The 20,785-nt window shown below is 56.4% G+C and carries 16 protein-coding genes; 8 read left to right on the top strand and 8 right to left on the bottom strand.

The features are described 5' to 3' along the window. Positions 1-130: 130 nt before the first annotated feature. The 7 genes from dapB (at position 131) to folA (ending at position 9,255) form a co-directional block, all read left to right on the top strand. On the top strand, positions 131-952 hold the full coding sequence (dapB, locus tag BJ885_RS17075; RefSeq protein ID WP_047060183.1) for a 4-hydroxy-tetrahydrodipicolinate reductase: 822 nt from the start codon (positions 131-133) through the stop codon (positions 950-952). 453 nt (positions 953-1,405) lie between these two features. Next, complete coding sequence (gene carA / locus BJ885_RS17070) at positions 1,406-2,554, top strand: glutamine-hydrolyzing carbamoyl-phosphate synthase small subunit (RefSeq protein ID WP_010427050.1); 1,149 nt, start codon at positions 1,406-1,408, stop codon at positions 2,552-2,554. 18 nt (positions 2,555-2,572) lie between these two features. Next, positions 2,573-5,797: a carbamoyl-phosphate synthase large subunit gene (carB, locus tag BJ885_RS17065; RefSeq protein WP_121932477.1), complete on the top strand. Its 3,225-nt coding sequence runs from the start codon at positions 2,573-2,575 to the stop codon at positions 5,795-5,797. A gap of 138 nt (positions 5,798-5,935) precedes the next feature. Beyond that, entirely contained in the window at positions 5,936-6,169 is a 234-nt protein-coding gene (locus BJ885_RS17060) for a YgdI/YgdR family lipoprotein (RefSeq protein ID WP_023310357.1), read from the top strand. Between the two features lie 103 nt (positions 6,170-6,272). Further along, positions 6,273-6,803: a glutathione-regulated potassium-efflux system oxidoreductase KefF gene (gene kefF, locus BJ885_RS17055; protein WP_023310358.1), complete on the top strand. Its 531-nt coding sequence runs from the start codon at positions 6,273-6,275 to the stop codon at positions 6,801-6,803. Beyond that, positions 6,796-8,661 carry a glutathione-regulated potassium-efflux system protein KefC gene (gene kefC, locus BJ885_RS17050; RefSeq protein WP_029740871.1) on the top strand — a complete coding sequence of 622 codons (1,866 nt, stop codon included), beginning with the start codon at positions 6,796-6,798 and terminating at the stop codon, positions 8,659-8,661. Before kefF ends, kefC begins: the two co-directional genes overlap by 8 nt. Before the next feature lie 114 nt (positions 8,662-8,775). Further along, positions 8,776-9,255, top strand: coding sequence for a type 3 dihydrofolate reductase (gene folA, locus BJ885_RS17040; protein ID WP_008502023.1), 480 nt, complete (start codon positions 8,776-8,778; stop codon positions 9,253-9,255). Between the two features lie 39 nt (positions 9,256-9,294). Here folA and apaH read toward each other — a convergent pair whose 3' ends face one another. From apaH to lptD, 6 genes are read right to left on the bottom strand one after another with little or no spacing between them, the layout of a single operon-like run. Continuing rightward, the gene (gene apaH, locus BJ885_RS17035) at positions 9,295-10,143 is read right to left on the bottom strand and encodes a bis(5'-nucleosyl)-tetraphosphatase (symmetrical) ApaH (protein ID WP_029740872.1); all 849 of its coding nucleotides are present in this window, start codon (positions 10,141-10,143) and stop codon (positions 9,295-9,297) included. A 4-nt stretch (positions 10,144-10,147) separates the two neighbouring features. Continuing rightward, entirely contained in the window at positions 10,148-10,525 is a 378-nt protein-coding gene (gene apaG, locus BJ885_RS17030) for a Co2+/Mg2+ efflux protein ApaG (RefSeq protein ID WP_023310361.1), read from the bottom strand. Positions 10,526-10,528: 3 nt separating this feature from the next. Next, positions 10,529-11,350: a 16S rRNA (adenine(1518)-N(6)/adenine(1519)-N(6))-dimethyltransferase RsmA gene (gene rsmA / locus BJ885_RS17025; protein ID WP_023310362.1), complete on the bottom strand. Its 822-nt coding sequence runs from the start codon at positions 11,348-11,350 to the stop codon at positions 10,529-10,531. Beyond that, positions 11,347-12,333, bottom strand: a complete 987-nt coding sequence (gene pdxA / locus BJ885_RS17020; protein ID WP_029740873.1) for a 4-hydroxythreonine-4-phosphate dehydrogenase PdxA — start codon at positions 12,331-12,333, stop codon at positions 11,347-11,349. The genes rsmA and pdxA overlap by 4 nt, the downstream gene beginning before the upstream one ends. After that, complete coding sequence (gene surA, locus BJ885_RS17015; RefSeq protein WP_023310364.1) at positions 12,333-13,619, bottom strand: peptidylprolyl isomerase SurA; 1,287 nt, start codon at positions 13,617-13,619, stop codon at positions 12,333-12,335. The genes pdxA and surA overlap by 1 nt, the downstream gene beginning before the upstream one ends. A 53-nt stretch (positions 13,620-13,672) precedes the next feature. Next, positions 13,673-16,024: an LPS assembly protein LptD gene (gene lptD / locus BJ885_RS17010; RefSeq protein WP_121932478.1), complete on the bottom strand. Its 2,352-nt coding sequence runs from the start codon at positions 16,022-16,024 to the stop codon at positions 13,673-13,675. Between the two features lie 239 nt (positions 16,025-16,263). Between lptD and djlA the strand changes: the two genes are divergently transcribed. After that, positions 16,264-17,079, top strand: a complete 816-nt coding sequence (djlA, locus tag BJ885_RS17005; RefSeq protein ID WP_121932479.1) for a co-chaperone DjlA — start codon at positions 16,264-16,266, stop codon at positions 17,077-17,079. Between the two features lie 30 nt (positions 17,080-17,109). Here djlA and rluA read toward each other — a convergent pair whose 3' ends face one another. Both rluA and rapA read right to left on the bottom strand, forming a co-directional pair. After that, positions 17,110-17,769 (bottom strand): bifunctional tRNA pseudouridine(32) synthase/23S rRNA pseudouridine(746) synthase RluA, encoded by a 660-nt coding sequence (rluA, locus tag BJ885_RS17000; protein ID WP_008502014.1) that lies wholly within the window; start codon positions 17,767-17,769, stop codon positions 17,110-17,112. Between the two features lie 12 nt (positions 17,770-17,781). Continuing rightward, a complete protein-coding gene (gene rapA, locus BJ885_RS16995) occupies positions 17,782-20,688 on the bottom strand; it encodes an RNA polymerase-associated protein RapA (protein WP_121932480.1) in 2,907 nt (968 codons plus the stop codon). Positions 20,689-20,785 lie beyond the last annotated feature (97 nt).

Genomic DNA, 20,785 nt, shown 5'->3' with positions numbered 1-20,785 from the left:
TCATGTCTTTTACTGATATTTAAGTCGGTTTCACGTTAAATTCTAATTATCGGTGTTTTCAGTTGGCAGTGCTTCTCAAGGCTGGTTAATCTGAAAACGGTTTACATCATTTTAACGTAAGAGAATAACTATGCATGATGCACAGATCCGTGTCGCCATTGCGGGCGCGGGTGGACGTATGGGCCGTCAGCTTATTCAGGCGGCACTTCAGATGGATGGCGTCGCGCTTGGCGCGGCTCTGGAGCGTGAAGGTTCTTCACTTCTGGGGACCGATGCCGGTGAGCTGGCGGGCGCAGGCCACACGGGCGTTACCGTGCAAAGCAGCCTGGAGGCGGTAAAAGAGGACTTCGATGTATTCATCGATTTTACCCGCCCGGAAGGGACGCTCGCGCATCTGGCGTTTTGTCGCCAGCACGGCAAGGGGATGGTGATCGGCACCACCGGTTTTGACGATGCGGGTAAGCAGGCTATCCAGGATGCATCAAAAGAGATTGCGATTGTCTTCGCCGCAAACTTCAGCGTGGGCGTGAACGTCATGCTGAAGCTGCTGGAGAAGGCCGCGAAGGTGATGGGCAACTATACCGATATTGAGATCGTAGAAGCTCACCACCGTTACAAAGTTGATGCGCCATCAGGTACGGCGCTGGCGATGGGCGAAGCGATTGCTCATGCACTTGATAAAGATTTAAAAGATTGCGCGGTTTACACCCGCGAAGGTTACACCGGCGAACGCGTGCCGGGCACCATTGGTTTTGCAACCGTGCGAGCAGGTGACATCGTCGGCGAACACACGGCGATGTTCGCCGATATTGGTGAGCGCGTCGAAATTACGCATAAAGCCTCCAGCCGAATGACGTTCGCCAACGGTGCGGTACGTTCCGCTTTGTGGCTTAAAAACAAGAAAAATGGCCTTTTTGATATGCGAGACGTGCTCGATCTCAACAATTTGTAAGCATTATTACCCATCGTGATGTGGTTATTGCAGTCGTAATTGTTTGATTGCATAGGGCAATATTTTATTGCCCTTTTATTTTATCTGTTTCATGTTGAGTTTTAGTCAAAAGCCATAAATGTCTATATAAAGTAGCATTATAGCGTTACTGAAATGTAAATTTTGACCATTTGGTCCACTTTATTCTGCTCCATCGCATTATTTTTTATTAAACCAGGCGCGCAAGCGTTTTCCGCAGTGATTTACCTGATCTTTTTGTCGCTTAAGCCGCATTCCACTCGTCAGACTTGCAAAAGAGTAAACAAAATATCCGTTTTAAGTTGACTTTTACCCACCAAATACCCAGAATGCCGCCGTTTGCCAAAAATCCGCTGGCAACACATTTGCATTGATCCATGACATGCTATGAATTAATATGCAAATAAAGTGAGTGAATATTCTCTGGAGGGTGTTTTGATTAAGTCAGCGCTATTGGTTCTGGAAGACGGAACCCAGTTTATCGGTCGGGCCATAGGGGCAACGGGTTCGGCGGTTGGGGAAGTCGTTTTCAATACTTCAATGACCGGTTATCAAGAAATCCTCACTGATCCTTCCTATTCTCGCCAAATCGTTACTCTTACTTATCCTCATATCGGCAATGTCGGCACCAATGCGGCTGACGAAGAATCTTCTCAGGTACATGCGCAAGGCCTGGTCATCCGCGACCTGCCGCTGATTGCCAGCAACTTCCGCAATACCGAAGACCTCTCTTCTTATCTGAAGCGCCATAACATCGTGGCGATTGCCGATATCGATACCCGTAAGTTAACGCGTCTGCTGCGCGAGAAGGGTGCACAGAACGGCTGCATCATCGCGGGTGATAACCTCGATGCGACGCTGGCGCTGGAAAAAGCGAAAGCCTTCCCGGGCCTGAACGGCATGGACCTGGCGAAAGAAGTGACGACCGCTGAAGCCTACAGCTGGACTCAGGGTAGCTGGACGCTGGAAGGCGACCTGCCGGAAGCGAAAAAAGAGAGCGAGCTGCCGTTCCACGTGGTGGCCTACGATTTCGGCGCCAAGCGCAACATTCTGCGCATGCTGGTTGACCGCGGCTGCCGCCTGACGGTGGTTCCGGCACAAACGTCTGCCGAAGACGTGCTGAAGATGAATCCGGACGGTATTTTCCTGTCCAACGGCCCTGGTGACCCGGCGCCGTGTGATTACGCCATCGCCGCTATCAAGTCCTTCCTGGAAACCGACATCCCGGTATTCGGCATCTGCCTCGGTCATCAGCTGCTGGCGCTGGCGAGCGGTGCGAACACCGTTAAGATGAAGTTCGGCCACCACGGTGGTAACCACCCGGTGAAAGACATCGATAACAACACGGTGATGATCACCGCGCAGAACCACGGCTTTGCCGTCGATGAAGCCTCGATGCCGGCTAACCTGCGCGTGACCCATAAGTCGCTGTTCGATGGCACCCTGCAGGGTATCCACCGTACCGATAAGCCAGCATTCAGCTTCCAGGGTCACCCGGAAGCCAGCCCGGGCCCACACGACGCCGCGCCGCTGTTCGATCACTTCATCGAACTTATCGAGCAATACCGTAAGACCGCTAAATAATCAGGAGCCGAGAAGACAATGCCAAAACGTACAGACATAAAAAGCATCCTGATCCTTGGCGCTGGCCCGATCGTCATCGGCCAGGCCTGCGAATTCGACTACTCCGGCGCGCAGGCGTGTAAAGCCCTGCGTGAAGAGGGTTACCGCGTAATCCTGGTAAACTCTAATCCGGCAACCATCATGACCGACCCGGAAATGGCCGATGCAACCTACATCGAGCCGATTCACTGGGAAGTGGTGCGTAAAATCATCGAGAAAGAGCGTCCGGACGCGGTGCTGCCAACCATGGGCGGCCAGACGGCGCTGAACTGTGCGCTGGAGCTGGAGCGTCAGGGCGTGCTGGAAGAGTTCGGCGTGACCATGATTGGTGCGACCGCCGACGCGATTGATAAAGCAGAAGACCGTCGCCGCTTCGACGTGGCGATGAAGAAAATCGGCCTCGACACCGCGCGTTCCGGTATCGCACACAATATGGAAGAAGCGCTGGCCGTCGCGGCTGACGTGGGCTATCCGTGCATCATCCGTCCATCGTTCACCATGGGCGGCACCGGCGGCGGCATCGCCTACAACCGCGAAGAGTTCGAAGAGATTTGCGAGCGCGGTCTGGCTCTCTCTCCAACCAAAGAGCTGCTGATTGATGAATCGCTGATTGGCTGGAAAGAGTACGAGATGGAGGTGGTGCGTGATAAAAACGACAACTGCATCATCGTCTGCTCCATCGAAAACTTCGATGCGATGGGTATCCACACCGGCGACTCCATCACCGTTGCGCCAGCCCAGACCCTGACCGACAAAGAGTATCAAATCATGCGTAACGCCTCGATGGCGGTACTGCGTGAAATCGGCGTGGAAACCGGCGGTTCTAACGTGCAGTTCTCGGTGAACCCGAAAACTGGCCGTCTGATTGTTATCGAAATGAACCCGCGCGTGTCCCGTTCCTCCGCGCTGGCCTCTAAAGCGACCGGCTTCCCGATTGCGAAAGTGGCGGCGAAGCTGGCGGTGGGTTACACCCTCGACGAGCTGATGAACGACATCACCGGTGGCCGCACGCCTGCGTCCTTCGAGCCGTCCATCGACTACGTTGTCACCAAAATTCCACGCTTCAACTTCGAGAAGTTCGCAGGCGCGAACGACCGTCTGACCACCCAGATGAAATCTGTCGGTGAAGTGATGGCGATTGGCCGCACGCAGCAGGAATCCCTGCAGAAAGCGCTGCGCGGCCTCGAAGTGGGCGCGACCGGCTTCGACCCGAAAGTGAGCCTGGACGACCCGGAAGCGCTGACCAAAATTCGCCGCGAGCTGAAAGACGCTGGCGCAGAGCGTATCTGGTATATCGCCGATGCCTTCCGTGCGGGCCTGTCCGTAGACGGCGTGTTCAACCTGACCAACATCGACCGCTGGTTCCTGGTGCAGATTGAAGAGCTGGTGCGTCTGGAAGAACAGGTCGCTGAGCTGGGCATCACCGGCCTGGACGCTGACTTCCTGCGCGTGCTGAAGCGTAAAGGCTTCGCCGACGCGCGTCTGGCTAAGCTGGCGGGCGTGCGTGAAGCGGAAATCCGCAAGCTGCGCGACCAGTACGACCTGCACCCGGTCTACAAGCGCGTGGACACCTGTGCGGCTGAATTCTCGACCGACACCGCCTACATGTACTCCACCTATGAAGACGAGTGCGAAGCGAACCCGTCCGTCGACCGCGACAAGATTATGGTGCTGGGCGGCGGTCCAAACCGTATCGGCCAGGGCATCGAGTTCGACTACTGCTGCGTACACGCCTCGCTGGCGCTGCGCGAAGACGGTTACGAGACCATCATGGTCAACTGTAACCCGGAAACCGTCTCTACCGACTACGACACCTCTGACCGCCTCTACTTTGAGCCGGTTACCCTGGAAGACGTGCTGGAAATCGTGCGCATCGAGAAGCCAAAAGGCGTTATCGTGCAGTACGGCGGCCAGACCCCGCTGAAGCTGGCGCGCGCGCTGGAAGCAGCAGGCGTGCCGGTTATCGGCACCAGCCCGGACGCGATTGACCGTGCGGAAGACCGCGAGCGTTTCCAGCAGGCGGTTGACCGTCTGAAGCTGAAACAGCCGGCGAACGCCACCGTCACCGCCATTGAAATGGCCGTTGAGAAGGCGAAAGAGATTGGCTACCCGCTGGTGGTGCGTCCTTCCTACGTGCTGGGCGGCCGCGCGATGGAAATCGTTTATGACGAAGCCGACCTGCGCCGCTACTTCCAGACCGCGGTAAGCGTGTCGAACGATGCGCCAGTGCTGCTCGACCGCTTCCTCGACGATGCGGTGGAAGTGGACGTGGACGCCATCTGCGACGGCGAAATGGTGCTGATTGGCGGCATCATGGAGCACATTGAGCAGGCAGGCGTGCACTCCGGCGACTCCGCCTGTTCTCTGCCAGCGTACACCCTGAGCCAGGAGATTCAGGACGTGATGCGCCAGCAGGTGCAGAAGCTGGCCTTCGAGCTGCAGGTTCGCGGCCTGATGAACGTCCAGTTCGCGGTGAAAGACAACGAAGTCTACCTGATTGAAGTGAACCCGCGTGCGGCACGTACCGTACCGTTCGTCTCCAAAGCCACCGGCGTACCGCTGGCGAAAGTGGCGGCGCGCGTGATGGCGGGCCAGACGCTGGCGCAGCAGGGCGTGACCAAAGAGATCATTCCACCGTACTACTCGGTGAAAGAAGTGGTGCTGCCGTTCAACAAATTCCCGGGCGTTGACCCGCTGTTAGGGCCAGAAATGCGCTCTACCGGGGAAGTGATGGGCGTGGGCCGCACCTTCGCAGAAGCGTTCGCGAAGGCGCAGCTGGGCAGTAGCTCCACCATGAGAAAATCAGGCCGTGCGCTGCTCTCCGTTCGCGAAGGCGACAAAGAGCGCGTGGTTGACCTGGCCGCCAAGCTGCTGAAACAGGGCTTCGAGCTGGATGCAACCCACGGTACGGCGATTGTGCTGGGCGAAGCCGGCATCAACCCGCGTCTGGTGAACAAGGTGCATGAAGGTCGTCCGCACATTCAGGATCGTATCAAGAATGGCGAATACACCTACATCATCAACACCACCGCAGGCCGCCAGGCGATTGAAGACTCCAAGCTGATTCGCCGCAGCGCGCTGCAGTACAAAGTGCACTACGACACCACCCTGAACGGCGGTTTCGCAACGGCCATGGCGCTGAACGCGGATGCCACCGAGAAGGTGATTTCAGTGCAGGAAATGCACGCGCAGATTAGCAAGTAAGTCAAAATGCCCGGTGCCGTTCGGTTGCCGGGCATTCTCCCATCTTCAGAACCTTCTGGTTTTTCATCCGCTTTCAGTCAGTTAGCCTAAAATGGTTAGGTCGATAACGAAATTCAACTGAGAGCAGGGGAAAACACCATGCAAAATAAATTACTGATCGCTTCCGTTCTGGCTGCCACGACAATGTTTACCGTTGCGGGCTGTTCGTCTAATCAGGCCGTAAAAACCACCGATGGCAAAACCATTGTCACCGACGGCAAACCGCAGGTAGATGACGATACCGGTCTGGTGTCGTACAAAAACGCCGAAACCGGTCAAACCGAGCAGATCAACCGTGACCAGGTGAAATCCATGGGCGAGCTGGATAACTAATTCAGAATTCTGACGTAAGCCCGTCAATAATATTCACTATTAGCCTGTTGAATTACTGACTACACTCTTTTGTTAAAAGAAAGCAGTAACAACAGGCTAATCAATGATTCTGATAATATATGCCCATCCTTATCCGCAGCACTCACATGCGAATAAGCGGATGCTTGAGCAGGTAAGGACGCTTGATAACGTAGAGATACGTTCCCTCTATCAACTCTATCCCGATTTTAATATCGATATCGCCGCCGAACAGGAGGCGCTTTCCCGTGCCGATCTGATTATCTGGCAGCATCCCATGCAGTGGTACAGCACGCCCCCGCTCCTGAAGCTGTGGATTGATAAAGTCTTCTCCCACGGCTGGGCGTATGGCCACAACGGCAATGCGCTAAAAGGGAAAAGCCTGATGTGGGCAGTCACCACCGGCGGTGGGGAAAGCCATTTTGATATTGGTTCCTTCCCGGGTTTTGACGTTCTGGCGCAGCCGCTGCAGGCGACTGCGCTCTATTGCGGTCTGAACTGGCTCCCGCCGTTTGCGATGCACTGCACGTTTGTTTGCGACGATGAAACGCTGCAGGCGCAGGCTCGTCATTATAAACAACGCTTACTTGAGTGGCAGGAGACGCACCATGGATAGCCATACGCTGATACAGGCGCTGATTTACCTCGGCGCGGCGGCGCTGATTGTGCCCGTGGCGGTACGCCTGGGGCTGGGCTCGGTGCTCGGCTACCTGATTGCGGGCTGCGTCATTGGGCCGTGGGGCTTTCGACTGGTCACGGATGCCGAGGCGATTCTCCATTTCGCTGAAATCGGCGTGGTGCTGATGCTGTTTGTGATTGGCCTGGAGCTCGACCCGCAGCGGCTGTGGAAGCTTCGCGCCTCGGTATTTGGCGGCGGGGCGCTGCAGATGGTGGCCTGCGGCCTGCTGCTGGGTGGGTTCTGCATCCTGTTGGGCATGGACTGGAAAGTGGCAGAGCTCATCGGCATGACGCTGGCGCTCTCCTCAACGGCCATTGCCATGCAGGCGATGAACGAGCGAAATCTGACGGTCTCCCAGATGGGACGCAGCGCGTTCTCCGTGCTGCTGTTCCAGGACATTGCTGCTATCCCGCTGGTGGCGATGATCCCGCTGCTGGCGGCCAGCGGTTCCTCTACCACGCTGGGCGCTTTTGCGCTGTCGGCGCTGAAGGTGGCGGGCGCGCTGGCGCTGGTGGTGCTGCTTGGTCGCTACGTAACCCGCCCGCTGCTGCGGTTTGTTGCCCGCTCTGGCCTGCGCGAAGTGTTCAGCGCCGTGGCGCTGTTCCTGGTGTTCGGCTTTGGTCTGCTTCTGGAAGAGGCCGGGCTGTCGATGGCGATGGGGGCGTTCCTCGCAGGCGTTCTGCTGGCGAGCTCAGAATACCGTCACGCGCTGGAAAGCGATATCGAGCCGTTTAAAGGATTGCTGCTGGGGCTGTTTTTCATCGGCGTCGGGATGTCCGTCGACTTCGGCACGCTGGTGACGCACCCGCTGCGGATCGTCATCCTGCTCGTCGGCTTCCTGGTCATTAAAATGGTGATGCTGTGGCTGATTGCTCGCCCATTGAACGTGCCGGGCAGGCAGCGCCGCTGGTTCGCCGTGCTGCTGGGGCAGGGAAGTGAATTTGCGTTCGTGGTCTTTGGCGCCGCGCAGATGGCAAACGTGCTCGATCCCGAGTGGGCGAAAGCGCTGACGCTGGCGGTAGCACTGTCGATGGCGGCGACGCCTGTGCTGCTGGTGGTGCTGACGCGCCTGGAAAAATCTGGCAGCGAGCAGGAGCGCGAAGCCGATGAGATTGACGAGGAGCAGCCGCGCGTCATCATCGCCGGATTTGGCCGCTACGGGCAGATCGTCGGCCGCTTACTGCTGTCGAGCGGGGTGAAGATGGTCATCCTCGATCACGATCCCGACCATGTCGATACCCTGCGTAAATTCGATATGAAGGTGTTTTACGGAGATGCAACCCGCGTCGATCTGCTGGAATCCGCCGGGGCGGCAAAAGCCGAGGTATTGATTAACGCCATTGACGATCCGGAAACCAGCATGCAGATGGTGGAGCTGGTAAAAGAACATTTCCCGGCGCTGACCATTATTTCCCGCGCGCGCGATGTGGATCACTACATCCGGCTGCGGCAGGCGGGCGTAGAGGCGCCAGAGCGTGAAACCTTCGAAGGTGCGCTGAAGTCTGGCCGCATGGCGCTGGAAAACCTGGGGCTCGGCGCTTATGAAGCGCGCGAGCGCGCGGACCTGTTCCGCCGCTTTAATACCGAGATGGTTGAAGAGATGGCGGCGATGGCCGGCAGTACGGCCACCGAGCGTGCGGCGGTGTTCAAACGCACCAGCGCGATGCTGACGGAAATCATTAACGAGGACCGTAACCACCTGTCGCTGATCCAGCGCCATGGCTGGCAGGGCACGGAAGAGGGCAAGCATACCGGCGATCCGGCTGACGAGCCCGAGAGTAAACCTTCCGCGTGAAGTGGAGTTGCCAGCAATATTAAAAAATTTCTTTATCTTTACCCTGCCGCCAGTCGACGAAAGATTAAGCTTTCCGTATAGTGGCGGCAATTTTTTGCATCCGGGAAATTTTCAATGATCAGTCTGATTGCAGCGCTGGCGGTGGACCGCGTTATCGGTATGGAAAATGCCATGCCGTGGAACCTGCCTGCCGATCTCGCATGGTTTAAACGTACTACGTTAAACAAGCCGGTAGTGATGGGCCGCCTGACCTGGGAGTCGATTGGTCGTCCATTGCCGGGCCGTAAGAATATCGTTATCAGCAGCCAGCCGGGCACTGACGATCGCGTCGAATGGGTAAAATCAGTAGACGAGGCGATTGCTGCATGCGGCAATGCCGAAGAGATCATGGTGATTGGCGGTGGTCGCGTGTACGAGCAGTTCCTGCCAAAAGCGCAGAAGCTGTATCTGACCCACATTGATGCAGAAGTGGAAGGGGATACCCATTTCCCGGACTACGATCCTGACGAGTGGGAATCGGTATTCAGCGAATTTCACGATGCGGATGCACAGAACTCCCACAGCTACTGCTTCGAGATTCTGGAACGTCGTTAAGTGATTTTCCCTCTCCCGGTCGGGAGAGGGAATAGCGTATCAGGAGGCAACGGCCTCGCTTTCCCCTAAGTCCAGCTGTCGGTTGGACGGCTGCACAAAGTAAGCTTTATCTTCCCAGCGTAAGCAGGTTAACTCTCCGCCCCAGCAGCATCCGGTATCCAGACCGTAAATCCCTTCCGGTGTGCCTTTTCCTTCCAGCGCAGCCCAGTGACCAAAGACCACGCTGTACTCGCTTGTCACCGGTCCCGGAATGGCAAACCACGGTTTCAGCGGGGCGGGCGCGCTTTCCGGCGTCTCTTTGGAATACATGTCTAGCTGTCCGTTCGGGAAGCAGAAACGCATGCGGGTGAACGCGTTGGTGATAAAGCGCAGTCGCGCCAGACCGCTAAGTTCCTCGCTCCAGTGGTTCGGCATATCGCCGTACATGGCATCGAGGAAGAAAGGATACGAGTCGCTCGCCAGCACCGCCTCAACGTCACGCGCGCAGGTTTTCGCCGTCTCAAGATCCCATTGTGGCGTGATCCCGGCATGCGCCATGACCAGCTTTTTCTCTTCGTCGATCTGTAGCAGGGGTTGACGGCGCAGCCAGTTAATCAGATCGTCCGCGTCCGGCGCATCCAGCAGTGGGGTGAGGCGATCTTTAGGCTTGTTGCGGCTGATCCCGGCGAAAACCGCCAGCAGATGCAGGTCGTGATTACCCAGCACCATGCGGACGCTATCGCCCAGCGATTTGACGAAACGTAATACTTCAAGGGAGCCGGGGCCACGCGCGACTAAATCGCCCGTCAGCCAGAGCGTGTCCTGTTCTGGCGTAAAGTCGACCTGTTTTAACAATGCGATCAGTTCATCGTAGCAACCGTGAACGTCGCCAATCAGATATGTAGACATTAGATTAATGAATGAGTGTGGTTACGGCGAGACGGAACACAGGAATGGCAACGCGGAAATCATTGCCATCGACGTCGACCATTTCATAATGGCCTTGCATGGTACCCATCGGCGTTTCAATCACCGCGCCGCTGGTGTACTGGTACTCTTCGCCAGGGGCGATGTGGGGCTGTTCACCAACCACACCTTCGCCCTGAACTTCGATTTCGCGGCCATTGCCGTTAGTGATAAGCCAGTAGCGCCCGCGCAGCTGCACGGGCATCCGCCCCAGATTGCGAATGGTCACGGTGTAAGCGAAGACAAAACGTTCTTCGTCCGGTGAGGACTGTGATTCAACATAGACGCTTTGTACATGGACACATACGCGGGGCGAATCAATCATGGCTTAACTCTCCTTCGGCGGCGCATTATCGCTGATGTAATTAGCCAGCTTGCAGTACTGCTCTACGGAAATGTTCTCCGCACGCATTGCCGGGTCGATCCCCAGCTCGGCTAAAACCTCAACGGTAAACGAATTGCTCAGGCTGTTACGGATCGTTTTACGGCGCTGGTTAAAGGCTTCTGTGGTAATGCGGCTCAATACGCGCAGATCTTTAACCGGATACGGTTTCGTCTTGTGCGGCACGAGGCGCACAACCGCTGAATCCACTTTCGGTGGTGGTGTGAACGCTGACGGCGGTACTTCGAGTACCGGGATCACGTTGCAGTAATACTGTGCCATCACGCTTAAACGACCATACGCTTTACTGTTCGGGCCTGCAACCAGACGGTTAACAACCTCTTTTTGCAACATGAAGTGCATGTCGGCAATGGCATCAGTATAGCTAAAGAGGTGGAACATGAGCGGCGTGGAGATGTTGTACGGCAGGTTGCCGAAGACGCGCAGCGGCTGGCCCATTTTTTCCGACAGCTCGCCAAAGTTCATGGTCATGGCGTCCTGCTGATAGATGGTCAGCTTCGGCCCGAGGAACGGGTGGGTTTGCAGGCGTGCGGCCAGATCGCGGTCCAGTTCGATGACGGTCAGCTCGTCGAGGCGTTCGCCTACCGGCTCGGTCAGCGCGGCAAGGCCTGGGCCGATTTCGACCATCGCCTGACCTTTTTGCGGATTAATAGCCGAGACAATGCTTTCGATCACGAACTGATCGTTAAGGAAGTTTTGCCCGAAACGTTTGCGGGCTAAGTGGCCCTGATGGACTCGATTAGTCATTGAGTATTAACAATCATTTTGATGGCGAGATTAAGCGCCGTAATAAAACTGCCGACATCCGCTTTCCCCTGGCCTGCCAGATCCAGCGCAGTACCGTGGTCAACGGACGTTCGAATAAAGGGTAAACCGAGGGTGATATTCACCCCGCGGCCAAAGCCCTGGTATTTTAGCACGGGCAGACCCTGATCGTGGTACATCGCGAGCACGGCGTCGGCATTATCCAGGTATTTCGGCTGGAAAAGGGTATCCGCAGGCAGCGGCCCGCTGAGGTTCATCCCCTTCGCCCGCATTTCGTTGAGCACCGGAATAATGGTGTCGATCTCTTCGGTGCCCATATGCCCGCCTTCTCCGGCGTGCGGATTCAGGCCGCAGACCAGCACATGCGGCTGCGGGATCCCAAACTTTGTCTGCAGATCGTGGTGCAAAATCCCGATGATCTCGCGCAGGAGTTCAGGGGTGATCGCATCAGGAATGGCCTTGATCGGCAGATGGGTGGTCACCAGCGCAACGCGCATTTCCTCCGTCGCCAGCATCATCACCACTTTCGGGCTGTGCGAGCGCTCTTCGAAGAACTCCGTATGCCCGGTAAACGGTATACCCGCTTCGTTGATAACGCCTTTGTGGACGGGGCCGGTGATCAGGGCGGCAAATTCGCCCTTCAGACAACCGTCGCAGGCGCGCGCCAGGGTTTCAACGACATAGTGGCCGTTTTCCGTGCTGAGCTGGCCCGGGATGACCGGCGTACGAAGGGGAACTGAAAGGAGAGTGAGCGTACCGGCTTGCTGCGGTGCAGGCTGTTGGCCTTCAACGTAAGGGATGAGCGTTAAAGGCAGACCGAGCAGCGTTGCCCGGTCTTGTAACAGTGTTGCATCGGCGCAGACAACCAGTTCTACCGGCCAGCTGCGCTGGGCGAGCTGGACAACGAGGTCAGGCCCAATCCCGGCGGGTTCGCCGGGCGTGATAACAACACGATGCTGTTTCATTAGTTGCTCAGAACTTTCACGTAAGCGCTGGCGCGTTGTTCCTGCATCCAGGTTGCTGCTTCTTCAGAGAACTTACGGTTAAACAGCATACGGTAGGCTCTGTCTTTCTGTGCCGCATCCGTTTTATCAACGTTACGGGTGTCCATCAGCTCGATCAGATGCCAGCCGAATGAAGAGTGGACCGGCGCGCTGATCTGGCCTTTGTTCAGCTTCATCAACGCATCGCGGAATGCAGGATCGTAAATATCCGCAGCCGCCCAGCCCAGATCGCCGCCCTGGTTAGCAGAGCCTGGATCCTGAGAGAACTCTTTTGCTGCCTTCGCAAATGAGGTTTTACCGCTCTTAATGTCTGCTGCGATCTGTTCCAGCTTCACACGCGCCTGATCGTCAGTCATGATCGGTGACGGTTTCAGAAGAATGTGGCGAGCGTGAACTTCGGTGACGGAGATATTTTGGCTCTGGCCGCGCAGATCGTTCACCTTCAGAATGTGGAAGCCCACGCCTGAACGGATAGGACCGACGATATCCCCTTTCTTCGCCGTGCTCAGAGCCTGGGCAAAGATGGATGGCAGCTCCTGAATACGTCCCCAGCCCATCTGGCCGCCTTTCAGCGCCTGTTGGTCAGCGGAGTAGGTAATTGCCAGCTTGCCAAAGTCGCCGCCGTTACGCGCCTGTTCAACAATAGAACGCGCCTGGCTTTCGGCTTCCGCGGCCTGATCGGACGTTGGGTTCTCTGGCAGTGGGATCAGAATGTGGCTCAGGTTCAGCTCTGTGCTCGCATCGTTCTGGTTACCCACCTGTTTTGCCAGCGCGTCCACTTCCTGAGGCAGGATGGTAACGCGGCGACGCACTTCGTTGTTACGCACTTCCGAAATCAGCATCTCTTTACGGATCTGGTTACGGTAGGTGGCGTAGCTGATGCCGTCATAGGCCAGACGGCTGCGCATCTGGTCTAAAGACATATTGTTCTGCTTCGCGATGTTAGCGATCGCCTGATCGAGCTGCTCGTCAGTGACCTTCACACCCATTTTCTGCCCCATCTGCAGAACGATCTGATCCATGATCAGACGCTCCAGGATCTGGTGGCGCAGCGTGGCGTCATCCGGAAGCTGTTGACCGGCTTCGCCCGAATTGAGCTTCACCGATTTCATCAGACCGTCAACGTCACTTTCAAGCACGACGCCGTTGTTAACCACAGCAGCGACTTTATCAACAACCTGGGGGGCCGCGAAGCTGGTATTCGCAACCATAGCGACACCGAGCAGCAGCGTTTTCCAGTTCTTCATACTTTTTCCATTTCAATTAACCGCAAAGCGGATTACGTTGCAAATCAAGCACATTACAAGGCGCTACTGTACGGCAGAATATTCGAGCGCAGCATTTTCTGCGTACCCAAACCGTAGTTGGAACTCAGGCCGCGTAACTCGAAGTTAAAGCCAATCACGTTATCGTATTTGCTCTGATTGTTTTGAGTATCCCAGCCGTTAAGCTTGCGTTCGTAGCCGACACGCAGCGCGTAACAGCAGGAGTTATATTGCAGACCCACCATCTGGTCAGCAGGTTTATTGGCGTTAGTGTCGAAGTAGTATGCGCCTACGATTGACCAGCGGTCGGCGATTGGCCAACTCGCTGCGCCACCCACCTGCGAAATACCGTCTTTATACTGCTCTGCAGTACCATAGTTTGGTAGCGTCGCCTGAATATATTCCGGGCTGGCATAACGATAGGTCAACTGCACCATACGATCTTCATCCCGGCGATACTCAATGGCCGCCGTACTGTTGGCGATATTGTCCAGACGGGTGTCATATTGCACGCCACCGCGAAGACCCCAACGATCGGTCATACGCCAGTAGGTGTCACCAGCCCAAATCAGGGAACCTGTCTTGTTATCTTTCTCCCACTTAATATTGTCATCGCCCGTGCGAGACTCGGTGAAATAGTAGATTTGACCAACAGAAACGTTAAAACGTTCAACGGCAGCATCATCATAAACACGTGTTGTGACGCCGGTCGTTAACTGGTTAGCGGACGCAATGCGATCAAGACCGCCGTAAGTACGGTCGCGGAACAGGCCGCTGTAGTCAGATTGCAGTAAAGAAGAATCGTAGTTATTGATGTTGCTCTGGTCGCGATAAGGCACGTACAGGTACTGCATACGTGGCTCCAGCGTCTGGGTATAGCCGTCCGCCAGAAGTCCCATATCGCGTTCGAAAATCAGCTTACCGTCCATTTTGAACTGTGGAAGCGTACGGTTTACGCTTTCATCAAGATGGGCGTTGTTGCTGGTGTTGTAATCATCAATATTTTTTTGCTGATAGTGTGTCGCCATCAGCTTGGCTTCCGTGTTCAGGCTTGCCCAGTCATTCGACCATGGCAAGTTGATGACGGGCTCCAGGTGAACTCGGGTGGCTTCCGGCATACTGGAACTGGTATTTACAAAATGCACGGCCTGACCATAAATACGGGTGTCGAACGGACCCACGTCATTCTGGTACCAGTTAACGTCCAGCTGCGGCTCGGCGCCATAGGTACTCGCCGTCTGGCTGGAGAACACCTGGAACTGCTTGTTGGTTACCGTCGCATCGAAGTTCTGCACCGCATAGCCAACACTGAAGATCTGCGTTGCATAACCATCGGTACTCGAACCGTATTTTGACGAGAAATCGTTGAAGTAGCTCGGGTCACTGACCTTGGTGTAGTTAACGTTGAAACGCCAGACCTGATCCATCACCCCGGAATGCTGCCAGAAATACATCCAACGGTGCTTGTCGCCTTCGGTCGGATGCTCGTCCTGGAAGACTTTATCCGACGGCAGATAATCCAGCTCCATCAGACCCGCACCGGCGTGGGTCAGATAGCGGAACTCGTTCTCCCACATGATGTTGCCGCGCTTGTGGATATAGTGCGGCGTGATCGTCGCATCCATGTTTGGCGCGATGTTCCAGTAATACGGCAGATAGAACTCAAAGTAGTTCGACGTGCTGTATTTGGCATTTGGGATCAGGAAACCGGAGCGACGTTTGTCACCGACGGGAAGCTGCAGATAAGGGCTGTAGAATATGGGAACAGGGCCCAGCTTAAAGCGGGCGTTCCAGATCTCTGCGACCTGTTCTTCGCGGTCATGGATAACCTCGCTCCCGACCACGCTCCAGGTATTTGAACCCGGCAGACATGACGTGAACGTACCGTTTTCCAGGATCGTATAGCGGTTTTCACCGCGCTGTTTCATCAGGTCAGCGTCACCGCGCCCCTGGCGACCCACCATCTGGTAATCACCTTTCCAGACGTTAGTATCTTTCGTATTCAGGTTTGACCAGGCTTTCGGACCTTTCAGGATAACCTGATTGTCGTCATAGTGCACATTACCCAGCGCATCCACCGTTCGTACCGGCTCAGCCGCACCTTCCGGCTGCTTCTGGTGCAGCTGCACTTCGTCTGCCTGCAGGCGGCTATTGCCCTGGTTAATATCTACATTGCCCGTAAACGTGGCATTGTCAGGGTAAGTCCCTTTCGAACTGTCGGCAGTAATGGTTACCGGCAAGCTATTTGTATCGCCACTCACCAGTGGGCGATTATAACTTGGGACGCCAAGCATACACTGCGAGGCGAGATCGGCCGCCAGCCCCTGTTGACTGTACAGGGCGGAGCCAATCATTGTGGCCAGGAGGGTGGGGATACGTTTTTTCATACGTTGTATTTTATTGTTCCGTCATCAGTGGCTACGGCTTACAAACGCTCAGAGACTATCTTACTCATCTGCGCAGTACCAGCGTTAATCCTGCCCGTTTGCGTGCCAGAGTGTTAGGCTCGCTATCGAATGACGAGTATGATAAAGCAAATTATAGGCGATGTCCTTCAATTGACCGTGACTTGAACACAGTGATGATGACGTTGCGTCGGCCAGGAATATGACTATCCGGGGAGTATATGCAGTATTGGGGTAAAATAATCGGCGTTGCGTTCGCCATCATCATGGGTGCCGGGTTCTGGGGGATTGTGCTTGGGCTTATTATCGGCCATATGTTTGATAAGGCGCGCAGCCGCAAAATGGCCTGGTTTGCCAATCAGCGCGAGCGTCAGTCACTCTTTTTCTCCACCACCTTTGAGGTGATGGGGCACTTAACCAAATCCAAAGGGCGTGTCACAGAAGCCGATATTCAGATTGCCAGCGTTTTTATGGATCGCATGAATCTGCACGGTGAATCTCGTGTGGCTGCGCAAAATGCGTTTCGCATCGGTAAATCGGATAATTATCCGCTTCGCGAAAAAATGCGTCAGTTCCGCAGCATCTGCTTCGGACGTTTTGATTTAATTCGGATGTTTCTGGAAATTCAAATCCAGGCGGCCTTCGCCGACGGTTCGCTTCACCCTAATGAACGTGACGTGCTGTACGTCATTGCGGAAGAGCTGGGCATCTCCCGCATGCAGTTCGACCAGTTCCTGCGCATGATGCAGGGCGGGGCGCAGTTTGGCGGCGGCTATCACCAGCAGTCGTCCGGCGGTACCTGGCAGCAGGCGCAGCGTGGTCCGACGCTGGAAGATGCCTGCAACGTGCTTGGCGTTAAGCCCTCTGACGATCAGACCACGGTTAAACGTGCCTATCGTAAGCTCATGAGCGAGCATCATCCGGACAAGCTGGTCGCGAAAGGCCTGCCGCCAGAAATGATGGAGATGGCGAAGCAAAAAGCGCAGGAAATCCAGAAGGCGTACGAGCTCATTAAAGAGAAGAAAGGTTTCAAATAAGAAAAAGCCCGACGGTGTCGGGCTTTTTTTTTAGAAGTCCACCGGGGCTTTAAACGTCATCGCGTTACCGAAGGCCGGATGGGTGATGGTGAGCGTCTGGGCGTGCAGCTGCAGACGTGGCGCTAAGGCCAGCGCTTCAGGCGGCGCGTAGAAGCGGTCGCCCAGAATCGGATGACCCAGGGCGAGCATATGCACGCGCAGCTGGTGTGAACGTCCGGTAATCGGCTTAAGCAGGACGCGCGCGGTATTATCCGGCGCGTACTCCAGCACTTCATACTCGGTCTGCGCGGCCTTGCCGGTTTCATAACACACCTTCTGCTTTGGCCGGTTCGGCCAGTCGCAGATCAGCGGTAAATCCACCAGGCCTTCCGCCTGCGCGGGGTGGCCCCAGACGCGGGCGACATACTGCTTTTTCGGCTCGCGCTCGCGGAACTGGCGCTTTAACTCGCGTTCCGCCGCTTTATTCAGCGCCACCACAATCACGCCGCTGGTGGCCATATCCAGGCGATGGACGGACTCCGCCTGCGGATAATCGCGCTGAATGCGCGTCATCACGCTGTCTTTGTGCTCGTCCAGACGCCCCGGCACGGACAACAGGCCGCTGGGCTTGTTGACCACCATAATGTGTTCATCCTGATAGAGAATGACCAGCCAGGGATCCTGCGGCGGATTGTAAGGCTCCATCACCATCTTGCGCTCCGTTTACTGATGCGTCACAACGATAAGACGCAGGGCATCCAGACGCCAGCCAGCCTGATTCAGGCTTTCCAGCACCTGCTGACGGTTGCTTTCAATCGCCGCCAGCTCGTCGTCACGGATGTTCGGGTTGACGGCTTTTAACGCTTCCAGACGGGACAGCTCCGCAGACAGTTTCTCGTCTGCTTCGCTGCGCGCGGCGTCAATCAGCGCTCTGGCCGCTTTTTCAATCTGGGTTTCGCCCAGTTGCAGAATGGCGTGCACATCCTGCTGTACCGCGTTCACCAGCTTGCTGCCCGTATGGCGGTTTACCGCGCTCAGCTGTCGGTTGAAACTCTCGAATTCAACCTGTCCCGCCAGGTTAGTGCCGTTTTTGTCCAGCAGCAGGCGGACGGGCGTTGGCGGCAGGAAGCGGGTGAGCTGCAGCTGTTTCGGCGCCTGCGCTTCCACAACGTAGATCAGCTCCACCAGCAGGGTGCCCACCGGCAGCGCCTTGTTTTTCAACAGGGAGATGGTACTGCTGCCGGTATCGCCGGAGAGGATCAGGTCCAGCCCGTTGCGGATCAGCGGGTGTTCCCAGGTGATAAACTGGGCGTCTTCGCGGGACAGCGCCACGTCACGCTCAAAGGTGATGGTACAGCCATCTTCCGGCAGGCCCGGGAAATCCGGAACCAGCATGTGATCGGACGGGGTCAGGACAATCAGGTTCTCGCCGCGGTCGTCCTGGTTGATGCCGACGATGTCGAACAGGTTCATGGAGAAGCTGATCAGGCTGGTGTCATCATCTTGCTCTTCAATGCTCTCGGCAAGCGCCTGCGCTTTTTCACCGCCGTTGGAGTGGATCTCCAGCAGGCGGTCGCGGCCCTGCTCCAGCTGTGCTTTCAGCGCATCGTGCTTCTCACGGCATGACTTGATCAGCTCATCAAACCCTTCCGCGTTTTCCGGCGCGGCCAGGTAGCCGATCAGATCGCCATGCACCTGATCGTAAATGGTGCGGCCCGTCGGGCAGGTATGTTCAAACGCGTCCAGACCTTCGTGGAACCAGCGTACCAGCACGGACTGCGCGGTTTTTTCGAGATACGGCACGTGGATCTGAATATCATGCGCCTGGCCGATACGATCCAGACGGCCGATACGCTGCTCCAGCAGATCCGGGTTAAACGGCAGATCGAACATCACCAGGTTGCTGGCGAACTGGAAGTTACGGCCTTCAGAGCCGATTTCCGAGCACAGCAGAACCTGTGCGCCGCTGTCCTCTTCCCCGAACCACGCCGCAGCGCGGTCGCGCTCGACGATGGACATGCCTTCGTGGAACACGGCGGCACGAATACCTTCGCGCTCGCGCAGGACCTGCTCCAGCTGCAGCGCGGTGGCCGCTTTGGCGCAGATCACCAGCACTTTCTGAGAGCGGTGCGCGGTCAGGTAGCCCATCAGCCACTCCACGCGCGGATCGAAGTTCCACCAGGTGCCGGTATCGCCTTCAAACTCCTGGTAGATTTGTTCCGGATAAAGCATGTCGCGGGCGCGCTCTTCCTGGGTTTTGCGCGCACCCATAATGCCGGAGACTTTAATCGCCGTCTGATACTGCGTCGGCAGCGGCAGCTTAATCGTATGCAGCTCGCGTTTCGGGAAGCCTTTGACGCCGTTACGGGTGTTACGGAACAGCACGCGGCTGGTGCCGTGGCGGTCCATCAGCATGTCGATCAGCTCTTTACGCGCGGATTCCGCGTTGTCGCTCTCGCTGTTCGCAGCCTGCAAAAGCGGCTCGATGTCCTGCTCGCCAATCAGATCGCTCAGGGTGTTGAGTTCGTCATCAGAAAGACGCTTGCCCGCCAGCAGCATGGCGACGGCATCCGCGACCGGACGGTAGTTATTCTGTTCTTCCACGAACTGCGCAAAGTCGTGGAAACGGTTTGGATCGAGCAGGCGCAAGCGGGCAAAGTGGCTTTCCAGGCCCAGCTGCTCCGGCGTTGCGGTCAGCAGCAGGACGCCAGGCACGCGCTCGGCAAGCTGCTCAATAGCCATGTATTCGCGGCTCGGCGCGTCTTCGCTCCAGACCAGATGGTGCGCTTCGTCAACGACCATAATGTCCCACTCGGCATCGCACAGGTGCTCAAGACGCTGCTTGCTGCGGCGCACGAAGTCCAGGGAGCAAATGACCAGCTGTTCGGTTTCAAACGGGTTGTCGGCGTCGTGCTGCGCTTCGGCATAGCGTTCGTCATCGAACAGAGAGAAACGCAGGTTAAAGCGGCGCAGCATTTCAACCAGCCACTGGTGCTGCAGGGTTTCTGGCACCACGATCAGCACGCGCTCTGCAGCGCCGGAAAGCAGCTGTTGATGCAGGATCATGCCCGCTTCGATGGTTTTACCCAGACCCACTTCATCTGCCAGCAGCACGCGCGGCGCGTGGCGACGGCCCACGTCGTGGGCGATGTTCAGCTGGTGGGGGATCAGGCTGGTGCGCTGGCCGCGCAGGCCGCTCCACGGCATGCGGTACTGTTCACTCTGGAACTTACGCGCGCGATAGCGCAGGGAGAAGCGATCCATACGGTCGATTTGCCCGGCAAACAGGCGGTCCTGCGGCTTACTGAACACCAGTTTGCTGTCGAGCAGCACTTCGCGCAGGACGACATTGGTCTCGTCGGTGTCCAGACGAGTCCCGATGTAGGCGAGCAGTCCATTCTCTTCTTTTACGTCTTCAATCTTGAGCTGCCAGCCGTCATGGCTGGTCACGGTGTCACCCGGATTAAACATCACGCGGGTTACAGGGGAGTCATTGCGAGCGTACAGACGGTTTTCACCGGTGGCAGGGAAGAGGAGGGTAACCATACGCGTATCGATTGCTACGACGGTTCCTAATCCAAGTTCGCTTTCTGTATCGCTGATCCAGCGTTGACCAAGTGTAAAAGGCATAGTTGTTCGGCTCTAATCTTTAATTGCAGGCAATAGTTCGACTACCGTCAAAAAAGACGGTCATCGAAAAATGGGTCCGGGAATGGAAAGGGCGCTA

Source organism: Enterobacter sp. WP_7_1, from assembly GCF_003688535.1.
Lineage (GTDB): Bacteria > Pseudomonadota > Gammaproteobacteria > Enterobacterales > Enterobacteriaceae > Enterobacter > Enterobacter asburiae.
This window is presented reverse-complemented; position numbering and strand designations above follow the sequence as displayed.

Coding starts and splice junctions, on each gene's coding strand:
- dapB (WP_047060183.1), top strand. CDS start 131: ATGCATGATGCACAGATCCGTGTCGCCATTGCGGGCGCGGGTGGACGT.
- carB (WP_121932477.1), top strand. CDS start 2,573: ATGCCAAAACGTACAGACATAAAAAGCATCCTGATCCTTGGCGCTGGC.
- BJ885_RS17060 (WP_023310357.1), top strand. CDS start 5,936: ATGCAAAATAAATTACTGATCGCTTCCGTTCTGGCTGCCACGACAATG.
- kefF (WP_023310358.1), top strand. CDS start 6,273: ATGATTCTGATAATATATGCCCATCCTTATCCGCAGCACTCACATGCG.
- kefC (WP_029740871.1), top strand. CDS start 6,796: ATGGATAGCCATACGCTGATACAGGCGCTGATTTACCTCGGCGCGGCG.
- folA (WP_008502023.1), top strand. CDS start 8,776: ATGATCAGTCTGATTGCAGCGCTGGCGGTGGACCGCGTTATCGGTATG.
- apaH (WP_029740872.1), bottom strand. CDS start 10,143: ATGTCTACATATCTGATTGGCGACGTTCACGGTTGCTACGATGAACTG.
- apaG (WP_023310361.1), bottom strand. CDS start 10,525: ATGATTGATTCGCCCCGCGTATGTGTCCATGTACAAAGCGTCTATGTT.
- rsmA (WP_023310362.1), bottom strand. CDS start 11,350: ATGACTAATCGAGTCCATCAGGGCCACTTAGCCCGCAAACGTTTCGGG.
- pdxA (WP_029740873.1), bottom strand. CDS start 12,333: ATGAAACAGCATCGTGTTGTTATCACGCCCGGCGAACCCGCCGGGATT.
- surA (WP_023310364.1), bottom strand. CDS start 13,619: ATGAAGAACTGGAAAACGCTGCTGCTCGGTGTCGCTATGGTTGCGAAT.
- lptD (WP_121932478.1), bottom strand. CDS start 16,024: ATGAAAAAACGTATCCCCACCCTCCTGGCCACAATGATTGGCTCCGCC.
- djlA (WP_121932479.1), top strand. CDS start 16,264: ATGCAGTATTGGGGTAAAATAATCGGCGTTGCGTTCGCCATCATCATG.
- rluA (WP_008502014.1), bottom strand. CDS start 17,769: ATGGTGATGGAGCCTTACAATCCGCCGCAGGATCCCTGGCTGGTCATT.
- rapA (WP_121932480.1), bottom strand. CDS start 20,688: ATGCCTTTTACACTTGGTCAACGCTGGATCAGCGATACAGAAAGCGAA.